The sequence below is a fragment of the Kocuria salsicia genome, assembly GCF_007681555.1.
Taxonomy (GTDB): Bacteria; Actinomycetota; Actinomycetes; order Actinomycetales; family Micrococcaceae; genus Kocuria; species Kocuria salsicia.
On the sequence record NZ_VELE01000011.1, the window covers coordinates 74,912 to 87,888 of the forward strand.

A 12,977-nucleotide genomic window follows, 5' to 3' on the forward strand; every position below is an offset into this window, starting at 1 on the left:
ACCCTCGGGGGCGGAATCCTCTTCCTTACCGGCCTTGGCGGCCTGGGCGAGGACAGCGGGGTTGGTGATGACTCCGTGGGCCCACTTGGGGGCCTCGGCTCCTGCCGCCAGGAAGACCTTCTCACCACTGGGCGAGGTTGCGAAGACGTTTGCAAGAAGCTTCATCACAGGACCTTTGCGGCCAGGGACAGGTTCGCGTTGGCCAGCACCGGCAGCGCGATCGCGTCCGCGATGACCTCAGCGATCATCGGGGGCTTCGGATTGCGCCACACCCCAGTGACCAGGCCAGGCTGTTCCACGTCCTCGATGGCCCACTCGGGGGCCTCGGAGGTCAGGGTCTGGCCCCAGATCGTGGACCCCAGCGGAGTGCCAGACTCGCTGCTCGTGGGCCCGGCCGCGGGGAGCATCAGCACCGTGTTCGCGGGGAGCACACGAGTGGTGACGCTGTCCACCGAGACGCGTCGGTCGTAGGTCACGATCTGCGGCAGGTCTTCGGAGTCCAGCACTGCCTGGATCTCCGCGCGCGTACCGCGGCGAGCGCCGCCGCCGTTGAGCACGGTGCGGAACTCGTTGCCACTGGCGAGCGCCCGGAATGCCTTCTGCGACATCACGATCGCGCCGGGCTCCTCGCCGTTGACGTCCACGTAGGTGTCGTACCAGGCCTGCAGATCGGCCAGACGGGACACCTCGGGGGTGCTCCACAGGGCCTCGGCGGTGACGGTGTTCTCCGGGCGGCGCCCGAAGTCGTCGTCGGTACGGAAATTGTCCTGGTCGATGGTGGCCTTGCCGGTGGCCAGGACGATGCCGCGCATCCGCTCGATGCTGTCGGCGACCGCGCGCACCACCGTGTCGGTGGTGGTCTGGATCGCCTTGAGCACAGCGGCGTCGGAGGAGTTCCGGGTGCGCAGCTGCTGGTACTCCGTGACCGGGATGTTCTGCCCCAGGGCGGGAAGCTCCAGGGTCACGCGACGGCCGGCGCGGCGGCGGCCGATCTCGGGCTCCGCGTCGTAGGCGCGGAACTTCGCCACGTCCACGAGGCCGGCGTCACCCTGCACGAGCTTGACGACCGTGTCGGTGACGGTGCGGCTGGGAAGCCACTGGGCGAGGGTGCCCTTCTTGGCCTCGTACTCGGCCAGGGAGGCGCGAGCGTAGCCGGTCAGAGTGGCCGGGTCGATGACGTCAGTCCAGATTGCCATGGTGTCGTCCCCCCTTCCTTAGATGTAGACGATCGTGGTGTGCGGCTGGGCGGTGGGCGCGGTGAAGTCGCCCGGCACGCGGGCGGTCTTCACCGTGCCGTGGTAGAACACCGGCACCGGCAGGTCCGCGGCACCGGCCACGGACTGGTCCGTGAACACGTGGCCCGCGAAGTCGCCGGCGTTGTCACCGGTGAGGGGCACGAGCACGCCGCCGGTCTTGCACACCGGGGTGCCGGAGGGGATGAACCCGTCCGGGTAGTGGGTGGCCTTGGTGAAGGCCGAGATGTCGAGCGTTTCCGTCCGGCAGTTCGCGATGCTGTGGCTGGAGCCCAGCCACGACTGATCGCCACCGCCAAACGCCTCCGAGGTGAGTCGGGGCATGATCCCTCCTTAGGGCTTGGGTTCTGCGCCGTGGCGGGCCTCGTACATGGCCCGCCCGGCTTCGACAGATGAGCTCCCCTGGAACCGCCGGAAGCCCTGGGCGTTCGGCGGTGCGGGGATGGTGTGGCCCGCCTTGGGCAGGCCGTTGACGCGGTCGGTGATCCTGGCGGTGTCGACCGACATGTCCTCCCCGATGTACCGGGAGAAGTTCAGGTCCTCGAGGAATCCCTCGAGCACCTTCGGGTCCACGTCGCGTGCCGCGGCGCGAAACTCTGCTGCCACCAATCTCTCGGCGGACTCCTGACGGGCCTCACGCAGCGCATCGTTGCGCGCCTGGGCCCGGGCTTCTTCCAGCGCGCGTTCGGTGTCACTCATGCCGGCGCGCTGGGCTTCCTCCCACTTCGAGGCCTTCTCCGCAAGCTGCTCGTAGTCGGCGCGCTCGTTCGCGCGGCGCTCGTGCTTGCGGGACTGGTGCTTCCAGTACGCGACCTGCTGCTCCGTGGTCATCTCCGCCAGCGGCGTGTTCTCCGGGTACCCCCGGTCGCGCTGCTGCTCCTGAGACCCAGGGGCCTCCTGCTGCTGGGGATCGTCGCCGCCGGACTCGTCCGTGCTCTGCTCGAGCTCGTGGGCGTTCTGACCCTGGACTTCCTTGGGCGTGGGATACGTGGGCTGGGGCATGGTGTGAGCCTCCTTGTCAGGTGTTCCGTCTCGATCCGGGTGGATCGTGGTCTCCCCGTCCCGGGGCTGGTAGGTGCTCCACCAGTCCTCGATGGGGGCGTGCGCCTCATCCGTGCCGTCACGGGCGAGCACACGGTCCTTGGCGAGCGCGGCCGGGGTGGCCAGTACCTGCACGTCCTCGGCACCCAGACGGGCCGCAGCGTCCGCGCGCTGGGCGGGGTCCGCGAGGGTGCGGATCACCCACACATCCGAGTCCTTGTGCTCGGCGGCGGCGCGTTCGGCGGCCATACGCCACATGGACGCCTGGCCCTCCCCGACCGTTCGGCGGATCTCGTCCAGGTCGATGACGACGTCGTCGGGGCCGGCGTGCTGGGCCACGTGGGTGGTCTTTCCTGCGCCGGGCGGTCCGCACACCAGGTGCACCGTCACTTCCCGTACCTCATCTGCGTGATCTCCTGCTTGAGTCGGGCGATCCGCTCGGTCTGCCAACTGATCGCCTCGGCCAGGTCTTCCTTGCCCTTGCGCTGCCTGATCTTCAGGTTCTCCAGAGAGTCCGTCAGCGCCTCGGCCTGGGCCTCGCGCTTGGCGATCTGCTTCTCCTTGTCAGCGGCGGAGCCGCCGGACTTGGGCGCCTCACGCCGGGTCTTGGACGCTTGCTTGCGCGGGGGCTTCTTGCGGTCCGGACGCGCGGATCCCGCGGGGATAGCCAGACCAGCGTCCGTGAGGACGGGGCCAAGTTCGCCGTGCTCGCCCGTGCTGATCCTGACCCGCTTGAGGTCCTGCGCCAGCGTGGAGCCCGCAGCCTCGTACAACCGGTTGAGGTCCGCGCGGTTGATCGCCCCGCCCGGGTCCGCGTCCTCGGTGATCGGCATGGTCTGGCACTTGCACCGGTCGTGGATCGGCATGAGCTCGTCGAGCTTGTACCGCTGGTGCGAGGCCACCGCGCACAGCCCGCACGTGCCCGTCTTGGACAGCTCCGGGCGGATCACGCGCCGGTATCCCGTCACCACCGGCGTAGCCCGGTAGATCTTCTGCGCCCGCGAGCGCGAAGCGTCGGCGATGTCCGTCTGGGCGATCACGGAGGCGCGGTCCACGGCCGCGGCGAGCGCTTCCTCGTCCGTCTTGCCGATGGAGGTCTGGTAGCGGCGCTGCTCGGCGGGACGTTCTGCCACCTCGTCCAGGAGCGTGCCCGAGCGTTCTTCGCGCTCGTACTCCCACGTGTCGATCTCGTGGACGTCGGGCCACTCGATGTCGAAGTCCTTGAGGACCTCTTCGATGTAGGCGTCAGCCTCCGTGCGGGACTCGTGGATCGCGGTCTGCATGATCGTGGCCGCCTGCGCGGCGGCAGCACGTACGAGATCCCCGTCGTACCAGGCACCGCCCTCGGGCTTCATCCGGTCCACGGTGATCCACAGCGCGGCCAGCTGCCGCACGGCCATCTCCGCCAGGGAGATCGTGGCCTTGGTGTGCGCGGTGAGCAGCACGTCCAGGTACCGGAGGTCACTCATCGGTGCCCCCAGCGGAGGACGCGTCCGCCGTCATGGTGGGCGCGAGCACGGCCTGCTCGAGCAGCTCGGTCTTGCGCTGCCGCTTGGCCTCGGCCACCTCGGCCGGGGTGAGCTCCGCGAACTTCTCCATACGCAGCTCGAACGGCACACCGGCTTCCTTCGCACCGCGGGCGGACTCGGCCCGCTCGGTGAGCGAGGACCGGCGGGGGTTCGCCCACACGATCTTCAGCTTCTCCACGCCAGCACGCTCGGAGTGACCGCTCAGACGCAGCGCCGCCGACGTCGCCCGGCGGATCGCGGTGTCCGCGCGCCGGGAGGTCGACTCGATCTTGAAGATCACCGCCTCACGCTGGGTGGCCGCACCCTCGGCGGAGCCCTCGGACGCCGCCGGGTGGATCATGTGCAGCGGCGTCATCGACGCGGCCGCGAGTGCGATCATGTCGTCCTTGATGGAGGACAGCACCGGGGTGAAGTCAGCTTGCCCGGACTCCCACATCTCCACGGCCGCAGGCAGCACCCACATGGACCCGGGATCAGCCTCGAAGATCTTGTCGTAGTCGATCTCCTGCCCGTCCTTGTCGTGGCGTGGGGCGCCCTTGAGCGCGCGCTGGCGGAAGGCCTGCATGGCGATGAGTACCATGCGCTGGAGCACCGTGTGGTTGATGCGCTCCAGCGTGGGCAGGTGCCGCTCGAACTCCCCCAGCCCGCGACGGTTCTCCATCTCGTAGACCGGCACCTCGCCCAGCGTGTTCTCGTAGGCCTCGTCCTCGAGCTCCCAGACGGTGGGCATGATGCGCCAGGCAGGGGCGTTGCGCTTCGGGAGCATCGTGGGGCCCTGGTGGTACGCGACCCTGATGCGGTCCGGGCGGTACAGCACGGCCACGTCACGATCGTTGGGGTCGTCGCGGTAGATCTTGAGAGCAGCGAGCGCGAGGCCCGGGTTCGCGGGGTCCGGCTCCCATGCGTACTGGGACGGGTGCTCAGCGGTGATCCGCACCGGCGAGTCGGGATCGGACGGGTCCGAACGGCCCACCATGAGCGCGCCGCGGCGGGCCACGAGCATCCACTCCATGGCCTGAGCAAACGCGTCCTGGGCGGAGGAGTTCTCCCACACGTCGCGCACGACGTCGTCGCCGTCGGAGTCCTGATCCACGGAGGTGCGGCAGGCCAGGGGCTGCATGCGGTGGAGCATGGCCGCCACGATCAGCTCGGCGAGGTTGAGCCGCGCGAGCTGCTGCAGGCGGTGGAACGCGGGGGTGAGCTTGTCCGGGTAGGGCAGCGGCGGCTTGCCGTCCATCCAGTCGTCCAGGAGGGACACCGTGCGCAGGTCGTCGCCGATCTTCTTGGACAGGCGCGCCATCCACCACTCGTCAGAGCCGGGGATCTTCGCTGCCGCAGACTCGAACCGCATCCGGTCCCCCTCTCTCCTGGTTACTGCATGGACGCCAGCCGCTGCCGCAGAGCGGCACGGCGGGCAAGTCGGCCACGTTCCCCGGCCGCCGGCGGCGACGGGCGCGCCCCCACCTTGAACGGCACGAAGTCGTCCTCGGGGGCTTCCCCGCCCGCAAGCACGCGGGCGCGGGCCTCGAACGCCAGGGTGGCCGCCATCGCGGCGTCCATCTTCCTGACGCTGTTCTTGCCCTCCTTGCCGATCACCACGCCTCCACGGCGCGGCCAGCGGCGAGCGTTGGTCATGTGCCGCACGAACACCGGGTTCGCGGACATGCGCACCATGGGCGCCCCGTTCTCAGTGGCCGTGAGGTTCAGGTGGAACCGTTCGAGCGCGAGCGCCATGGGGGCGTCGCGCTTGGTCCACCAGCGGATCGCGTCGTGGCCGGCCTTCACAGCCAGCCGCTCTCCGTACTCCAGCTCCCAGGCGTCGATGCGGTCCTGCCAGTGCGGCGGGTCCGCGAAGAACGCTTCGACCTTGTACTCGGAGAACGCGTGGGCCACGGCTGCGTCGACCGCGACCTCGTCCACGCGCCAGTCCTCTGCCTCGGGTCCGTCCGGTTTCTCGATGATCAGCAGCGGGTCCACCGTGCCGTCCTCGATGCGGCAGGCCACGAGCGCGGTCGCGTCGTTGGTCTGGGCGCCGTCGAAGCCGAGCGCGATGCGGTCGCCCTTGCGGAGGCAGCCGCCCATCTTGACCGGCATGCCGTCGCTCACGCGCGCGATCTCCGCGGGAGTTAGCCAGGCGTTCGATGCCTCCGTGAGGGCGTTGAGGTAGTAGCGACGGGACTCGGACGGGGTCGTGCGCGGGTCGAAGATCTTGTCCACGACGCCCTCGAGTGAGTTCCAATCCATGGCCTCGCCGTAGGCCTCGGCGACTGCCTCCGCGAGCTTCTGCTCGTCGGAGAGGTCCACGAGGTCCGACCAGCGGTGATCGAACAGCATGCGGATGCGGCCGCGCAGCTTCGGTTTCTTGCCGTTGGCCACGGCCTGCATGGACTCCTCGACCAGCTGCATGTACTTGTACGTGGCCTCGGCCACCGACTCCTCGCCGGGCAGGTACATCGTTGTGGTCTCGAGGTACCACGTGCCCGCAGACTTCTTGCGCTTCACCAGGTTGCGGGTGACCGTGGAGTGCATCTCCCGCAGCGCCTTGGTGTTGTACAGGTGCGACTCGTCCGCAACGACGAAGGTCTCCTTGCCACCGTCCTTGGACGACGCGCCGGCCGTGGACGGGGTGATCTCCCCGCCGTAGGGCAGAGCCACGCGGGTCAGCCCGCAGTCCAGCCCGTAGGCCTTCAGCTCGGCCAGGGGCCCGTCCGTGAGGTTGAAGTAGATCGTGTCGTAGACGTTGCCAGTCTGGCCCTCCTCGGTCGCGAGGATCCGCACGTACGGGGTACTCACAGGCTTGCCCATGGGCTCGCCCTTCTCGTACGTGTACGTCTGCCCGAGGAACGTGTACGTCTCCCCGCCCTGCGCCCAGCCAGCGAACCGGCACGGGCCCAGCGCCTCGAACAGCACCAGCCGCGAACCGAGGCCGGACTTGTCGCAGCCCTTGGGCCGGGAGAAGAACGCCGAGTCGACCAAACGGCCACCGTCCGCGTCGAGCGCGTAGCAGTCCACCACGAAGGTGGAGTACTCGTCCCCGTGCCGCACCGGCTCTCCCTGCACGTCACCGGGGCCGTGCACCACGAACGTCTCGATCCACCACAGCGCCAGCCACCCGAGGGTGCGCGAACGCGTCGAACCAGGAGGGCGCACGATTTTGTGCGGCACCGCGGCTCAGTCCTTGATCCGCGAGCGCCGCGAGTCGAGGGATGTGACGGACGCTCCGGGGGCATCCCCAGCTGACATGGCGTCGGGTACGACGATGTCCTGTCGCAGACGCATCCGGTCCTCCGGGGTCGCGCCGAACTTGGCGACGCGGATCCGGACCTCGGAGGCGAACTCCCACCGGCCCTTGGTCCACATGACGTGGTGTAGGAGCGCGGTGTCCATGAGGAAGTCCCAGTCTGGTTGGGAGAGCATGCGGCAGGCCTGCGGCGAACGCCGCCAGTGGTCCCACCACTGCTGCGTCATGGGGTGCCAGTCCTGAGCTTCCGGGAGTACCCAGGAGCCCTTGGGCAGTTCCGGGCCGAGAGCCTCGTCTCCGATGACCAGATCGGTGGCGACGTTCGGTGCCTGCAGCGAGGTCTTCTCGGGGCCCTTGTTGCGGCGAGCCGCGTTGTCCTTCGGGGCCGGTCCGACTCCTGCCATGCGTGCACCTCCCATGCCGGGGCATCGCCCCTTGTCAGGGGGTCAGCACGGTTCGTGACCGGTCAGGCGACGAGCGCGCCGAGCCGGTCGGTTGCCTCCTCGATCTGCCGGTTGAGCATCTCCAGGCGCCCCTCGTCCCACGGGGACTGGCGGGCGCGGACTTCGGCGGCCATGGATTCGAGGGCTTCCAGGCGCCGCTGCAGGCGCCTGACCTCGTACTCCGTGAGCCGTTTGCAGCGCGACGAGCAGTAGGCCCGCGGGCGACCGGGGGCCATGCGTTGGTCCAGGTCAGCGCCGCACTGGCGGCAGTAGGCCCGAGGCATTCGCCACCGCCTTTCGCCACTCGGTTACGCCACCCCCATGCCATGCCCCAGACCCGTACAGACCGCGAGAAGCAGGACGCTGCGGGGAGCGGGGAAGGGCCGGGGAGGACCCCCCTCCCCCCTGGGTCAGCGGCGCGGGCTTCGGCGGGGAGTGCCGGCGGTCGCGGCGACCACGTTGGGGGACGGTCGAGGGAGAAGGAGGGCCGTTCGTGCCGGGGCTGATCAGGTGATCAGCCCCGGATGCTTCTCGCGCGGGCGGGATGCCCGGGCCCGGCGCGGCGAGGTCGCGCCCTGGCGGCCGGTGCGCTGCTTGTGGTGCCACGAGCACAACGACCGAAGATCTTCGTGATCATCCGCGTTGCCCGCGTGATCCACATCAGTCGCCCGTGCGGTGCAGCGTTGCCCGGTGTCGGGCGAGACGTACCGGCAGCGGTACCCGTCCGCCTCGAGCTGGCGTCTGCGCAGCTGGTTCCAGTCCGGTGGGAGCGGGACTGTGCGGCCACTACCGCTTCCCCAGGGCATCAGCCCGGCCCGTTCGGGTTGTCCCCGCCGTGATGTCCGGGCCAGATCCCGTCCTGGTCGTGGTGCCACTGCGCGCAGATGCGCTTGGCGCGGGCCAGACCCACGTGCTTGGCGAGGTGGCGGGTACAGCGAGTGAAGTCGCCGGGGGTTCCCCAGCGGATCTTCGCGGCACCCACGCCATGCTTCCAGTACTTCTCGAGCTCATTCATCCAGGTCGTCACCCCAATCGATGAACGTCATGTGCCCGGGGTCTGTGCGAGACTGGCAGGCGATGCAGAACGCACCGTAAATCGCCTCTGCCTCGCACGTCTCTGCCGCGCAGCGCCGCCAAGACCTCGCCATCGCAGGACCTCCCGAAGTTGATGCGGGCTGTTGTTCGACCGGTAGCCCGCGAGCCGGTGCACCCCACGGCGGTGGTAACTACGGGCGGTAGCGAATGCCCTCGGTGCCGGGGGAATCTAGTGGCTCACACGCAGGACCGTTCATCGGCGGTGAGAAGCACCCGCCTCGCGAACCTTCGATCCGGGATCCGCAGGTCATGAACAGGTGACACCCCGCGGCGGTGACGTTGACGCCTGAGCCAGGCATGACGAAGGCCCCGACGTGATCGCCGGGGCCTTCCAAGTCCTTCAGCCTCTTCCGAGACTGATTCCATTTGAGTACACAGTAGCGTGACAGCGCCGCAGATGTCCATACCACGGCCCCGCACGACGTCAGACGCTCACGTCAGCCTCTCCCGTCTTCTGGTCCGTCTCGTCGGCGTGCAGACGCCGCCAGGTCTGCACCGCATCCGTGGCACGGAACATCATCGGCTCGACGCTCACGGGACGCAGCTGTCGGCGCTCCACCCACTTCCGCACAGTGGCTGCGGTGATCCGCCTCCTGAGCACGGTACGGAACAGCACCACGAGATCCGCGGTGCACACCGTGAGCCCCAGCAGCATCTCGTTCCGGGCCTCCTCACGTTCCCCGACGTCCCAGAGGACACCGCATGCCGGGCACCGCACCTCGCCCGTGGTGCGGGCCGTGGCCAGCACTCCCCCACAGTCACACGTGCCGACCACTCGCCGCTCGGGAGCACGGTCCACCGACCGCCACCCCCGCTCCAATGCCGCGAGCAGTGCCGCGTATGCACCCGCGATCTCCGGGCGGCGCACCGCGTGCACCAGGTGACTAGCCGTCCACGGAGCCAAGGCGCTGATAGCGACCGGCACCGGCTCCCTCTCGGCCGCACCAAGGTGCGCCAGCGTCCGCAGCGCCACCTCGATCTCCCGTGCCACGTCCGACGCGGCCAAGTTCAGCACCAGCGGCCGCTCGTTGCCCGCACCCCCGGCGCTCGAAGTCTGCCGCGCCTGCTTCGTGATCGTCACGTCCAACTCGTGCAGCAGACGCGGCACCTCGAGGACCTTAGCGTGCAGGGTGGTCACGCACGCCGAGCACAAGTTCCCCATCGTGGCCGGCACCCCGTCCACGACACACAGCGCGCTCATGGCCGCACACCCATTGAGCCGGTCCCATACTCCGTGCCCGCGGACAGCTCGCGCTGCACCCGCTGGGACACCACGTCGCCGGGACGCCATACCCCGGCATCGATCCCGGCCACTCGGAGGTCCTGCAGCCACCGCTCCTGCTTTGGTCGAAACCGGCCCTTCTCGGTCTTGAGCTCACGTACCAGGCAGATCCGCTTGCGCCGGTGCACGAGCACGAGATCTGGGAACCCGGCCGGAGACCGCCGACTGTCGTGTGTGTGGTAGTAGTCCCACCCCAGGGCCGTGGCCAGCTGGATGATGTGGTTCTGCAGCTGGACCTCCTTCCAGGACAGGATCATCTGGTCTTGGTGGTCTGTGGCTTTCACTTCTTTCCCCTTCTCCCCCTACGTCGGGATCTTGATGTGCGCTTCTTAGGTGGGTGGTCATGGTGGTCTTGCGTGTTCTGTTGCTGAGGTGGTCGTGCTGGGTCCCCGTCCCTACCCGTGCCGACCCGTCCCGTCCCGCCCCGTCCCATCCGGTCAGGATCCGTAGGAAGGCTCCCTGCGGATTCCTGCCGAGACCTGCCTGTCTCTGCAGAGCGCCCGGATGGTCGTCCCTCGGCGGTGGCCTGTCGCGCCTCGTCCACGGGTGTGGGGGCTGCGGTGTCAGGCTCGCGGGCGGGTGAGTCGCTGCTGCCCGTGGGCGCGCTGTCCTCTCCCGCGGCGGGAGTGCCGGGCGTGGGTGTGGCGTGGCCCGCCGGCACGTGGCCGGGCTGGACCTTTGTCCGCGGTGCAGGTGGTGGCTCGATGCCGTTGCTCCTGGCCCAGTCGCTGTTCTTGATGAACTCGACCGTGTCCAGGGAGTAGTACGGGCGCTCGGGGGCCGGGAGCAGCGGGTACTCCTTCTCTGCGTGCGGGTTGTTCTTCCTGCCCGAGTTGCACCGGGTGCAGGCCACTACCAGGTCGTCTGGGGTCTCGGCGCCGCGGCCGGGTGCCCGGTGGTCGTAGGTGCCGGCCAGGCGGCCCGTGCGGGCGCGGAAGCGGACGACCTGGCCGCAGTACCTGCAGGCGTCCCCGTCGCGCAGGCGCACCGGGATCGTGAGAGCCGGGTTGGAGTTGTCGCGCTTGCGGCGGCGCTCCCACTCCACCTCTTCCTGGGTGCGCATGTGGATGAACTCCGGGTCCTCCACGATCCGCCAACGAGCCCGCTCGTGGCCGCGCACGACCTCGGTGACCGGCTCCAGGTACCCGGCGAACGTGGCCTGCTCCAGCAGCCGGTCTGCGCGCTCCATCGAACCGGCGACGTCGGCTGCGGTGGCCCGCGAGATGACGTAGTCGGTGAGGTGCTGCGCTCCGACCGTCGCGCACAGCGTGACGAATCCGAACACCTCAAGCTTTGTTCGGTCGTCCGCGTCTGGGTGCTCGCGCACCTCTGCAACGATCGGGTTGGTGGCGGCTGAGTCGCCCACGCGTAGCCACGGCATCAGACGCGCTCCTGCCTGCTCGCGCTCCCGGCCCGGCGTGCAGCGGTACCCACGAGGTTGGGTCGCGCGGCGCGGGCGGTGTGCTGCGGGTGGCCGCCGCGCTTCCAGCCCCACGTGCGGTGCCCACGGTTGTGGGTCGCGCGGTCTGGGCGGCGTGCTGCGGTGCGGCCGGCAGTGTGCTGCGTGCGTGGTGGCACGGGGTGTCTCCGATCTGGTGGATCATGCGGTTCAGGTGCGCCGCCCTGCGGCGCCGAGGTCACGCTGGCGGCTCCGTGGACGGGCAGTCGCCGGGCTCCCGACGGTGGACGATCACCCCGGTCTCCGAGGGCACCCGAGTGGTCGCTGTGCGCCCATCCGCGCGGCGCGTGCTGATCTCCACCAGCCCCGTGCGCTCGTCCAGGGAGACGGCCGTCAGTGTCCCGCGCACGGGCCAGGAGTTGCCGGCCAGGGTGATGGGCCGCCCCAGCTGCGCGTCCGTGAGCTGCCCCGCGTAGAAGTGCTTCTGCTCCGGGCGGGGTTCCGGGAGACGGCGGCTCATGACGCACGCTGCTTCCGCAGGCGATCCACCAGTGCCGGAGCATGCGCGGCGGCCGCGGCTGTCTCAAGCACCTGATTGAGGATCTGCGTGTACCGGATGTCCAGGGACTGGCCCGTGTGGCCGTGGGCCCGCATGACCTGGTCCTGGGCCTCGCGCTTTTTCCCGGTGTACTTGAACCGCTGGGCCTCCAGGTCGAGCATGTCCCGGGCCAGGTCATCCAGGGCGTCGTCCTGCACACCCTCCTGCCCGATCGCGGCCGCGGCCGCCAGGTGACCCAGCGCGACCGCGGCGAGCGCGAGGGCCATCTCTGGGCGTCCTGGCATGTAATGGGTGGCGTCGTCGTGGAGTTGCTCGGCGGTGGCGAGTTCGTCGGTGAGGTTCATGGCTGTTTCCTTTCGAGGACGTCGAGTAGGGTCATGCGCTCCGAGTGCTCCACGGGCGGGAGCACGGCGAGCGCGGTGATGGTGAGGAGCAGCACCATGGCGGCGCCAGTGAGGATGGGGCCGAGGGCCGTGGCGATGAGGATCCCGAGGATGAGGCTCATGCGTCCTCGTCCAACCCGGGCTTCATGAACGCCACCCAGTGGGTGCGGGCAGTCTTCCCCGAGCGGTGCCCGAACAGGGGCTTGTGCGGGGTGAGCGCGAGAATCGTGGACAGCGGCACCTGGGTCTCGTTCCACTTGAAGATCAAGGTGCCGTTCGGCCTCAAGACCCGGAAGCACTCCGCGAACCCTGCGGTCAGGTCTGCCCGCCAGTCCTCCCCGAGCACTCCATACTTCAACGCTTGCCACCCGTTCCCGGCACGGGTCAGGTGCGGCGGGTCGAACGCCACCAGGTGGAAGGTGTTGTCCTCGAAAGGCATGGCTCGGAAGTCGAGGATGACGTCTGGGGTGATGTTCAGCGCCCGCCCGTCGCACAAGGTGTGCTGCTCACTGCGGATGTCCCCGAACAAGGCCCGCTGATCGGCCTTGTCGAACCACATCATTCGTGGACCCGCGCATGGGTCTAAAACTGTTGGGGCGATCTCGGCCATGCCGGTCTCACTTTCGGTTGGCGTCCACCCGTGAGCGGGCGGCTGACGGTGGGCCCAGCGTGTGGCGACCTGGGCTAGGTGTACTGACCGCGGACGTTGATCGACGTTGCGGCTTGTCTTCGAGCGTGCTCGAACCCCTAGC

Annotated in this window: 16 protein-coding genes; all 16 read right to left on the reverse strand. The window is 69.1% G+C overall.

Translation table 11 applies throughout. The features are described from left to right. Positions 1–164: 164 nt before the first annotated feature. The 16 genes from FS770_RS12355 to FS770_RS12430 all read right to left on the reverse strand — a co-directional run bounded on the left by FS770_RS12355 (position 165) and on the right by FS770_RS12430 (position 12,787). Positions 165–1,196, reverse strand: a complete 1,032-nt coding sequence (locus FS770_RS12355; protein ID WP_145012333.1) for a major capsid protein — start codon at positions 1,194–1,196, stop codon at positions 165–167. A gap of 18 nt (positions 1,197–1,214) precedes the next feature. Beyond that, the gene (locus FS770_RS12360) at positions 1,215–1,577 is read right to left on the reverse strand and encodes a potassium transporter (RefSeq protein ID WP_145012335.1); all 363 of its coding nucleotides are present in this window, start codon (positions 1,575–1,577) and stop codon (positions 1,215–1,217) included. Positions 1,578–1,586: 9 nt separating this feature from the next. Then, a complete protein-coding gene (locus tag FS770_RS12365) occupies positions 1,587–2,684 on the reverse strand; it encodes an AAA family ATPase (RefSeq protein WP_186366785.1) in 1,098 nt (365 codons plus the stop codon). Then, entirely contained in the window at positions 2,681–3,763 is a 1,083-nt protein-coding gene (locus tag FS770_RS12370) for a hypothetical protein (RefSeq protein ID WP_145012340.1), read from the reverse strand. Before FS770_RS12370 ends, FS770_RS12365 begins: the two co-directional genes overlap by 4 nt. Next, complete coding sequence (locus FS770_RS12375) at positions 3,756–5,174, reverse strand: phage portal protein (protein ID WP_145012343.1); 1,419 nt, start codon at positions 5,172–5,174, stop codon at positions 3,756–3,758. The genes FS770_RS12370 and FS770_RS12375 overlap by 8 nt, the downstream gene beginning before the upstream one ends. 20 nt (positions 5,175–5,194) lie before the next feature. Beyond that, the gene (locus FS770_RS12380) at positions 5,195–6,988 is read right to left on the reverse strand and encodes a terminase (RefSeq protein ID WP_186366786.1); all 1,794 of its coding nucleotides are present in this window, start codon (positions 6,986–6,988) and stop codon (positions 5,195–5,197) included. Positions 6,989–6,994: 6 nt separating this feature from the next. Further along, entirely contained in the window at positions 6,995–7,468 is a 474-nt protein-coding gene (locus FS770_RS12385) for a phage terminase small subunit (protein ID WP_222126522.1), read from the reverse strand. Between the two features lie 62 nt (positions 7,469–7,530). Then, the gene (locus FS770_RS12390; RefSeq protein WP_145012346.1) at positions 7,531–7,743 is read right to left on the reverse strand and encodes a hypothetical protein; all 213 of its coding nucleotides are present in this window, start codon (positions 7,741–7,743) and stop codon (positions 7,531–7,533) included. A 569-nt stretch (positions 7,744–8,312) separates the two neighbouring features. Next, positions 8,313–8,522, reverse strand: coding sequence for a hypothetical protein (locus FS770_RS12400; protein ID WP_145000025.1), 210 nt, complete (start codon positions 8,520–8,522; stop codon positions 8,313–8,315). A gap of 504 nt (positions 8,523–9,026) precedes the next feature. Further along, the gene (locus FS770_RS12405; RefSeq protein ID WP_145012350.1) at positions 9,027–9,803 is read right to left on the reverse strand and encodes a hypothetical protein; all 777 of its coding nucleotides are present in this window, start codon (positions 9,801–9,803) and stop codon (positions 9,027–9,029) included. Further along, positions 9,800–10,168, reverse strand: coding sequence for a VRR-NUC domain-containing protein (locus FS770_RS12410; protein WP_244944925.1), 369 nt, complete (start codon positions 10,166–10,168; stop codon positions 9,800–9,802). The genes FS770_RS12405 and FS770_RS12410 overlap by 4 nt, the downstream gene beginning before the upstream one ends. Then, positions 10,165–11,265, reverse strand: coding sequence for an HNH endonuclease (locus FS770_RS12415; protein ID WP_145012353.1), 1,101 nt, complete (start codon positions 11,263–11,265; stop codon positions 10,165–10,167). Before FS770_RS12415 ends, FS770_RS12410 begins: the two co-directional genes overlap by 4 nt. Before the next feature lie 256 nt (positions 11,266–11,521). Next, entirely contained in the window at positions 11,522–11,803 is a 282-nt protein-coding gene (locus tag FS770_RS12420) for a hypothetical protein (RefSeq protein ID WP_145012356.1), read from the reverse strand. Next, positions 11,800–12,186, reverse strand: a complete 387-nt coding sequence (locus tag FS770_RS12425) for a DUF3263 domain-containing protein (RefSeq protein WP_145012359.1) — start codon at positions 12,184–12,186, stop codon at positions 11,800–11,802. The genes FS770_RS12420 and FS770_RS12425 overlap by 4 nt, the downstream gene beginning before the upstream one ends. Next, positions 12,183–12,347, reverse strand: coding sequence for a hypothetical protein (locus FS770_RS13810; RefSeq protein ID WP_186366787.1), 165 nt, complete (start codon positions 12,345–12,347; stop codon positions 12,183–12,185). The genes FS770_RS12425 and FS770_RS13810 overlap by 4 nt, the downstream gene beginning before the upstream one ends. After that, positions 12,344–12,787 carry a class I SAM-dependent methyltransferase gene (locus FS770_RS12430; protein WP_244944926.1) on the reverse strand — a complete coding sequence of 148 codons (444 nt, stop codon included), beginning with the start codon at positions 12,785–12,787 and terminating at the stop codon, positions 12,344–12,346. Before FS770_RS12430 ends, FS770_RS13810 begins: the two co-directional genes overlap by 4 nt. Positions 12,788–12,977: the final 190 nt, after the last annotated feature.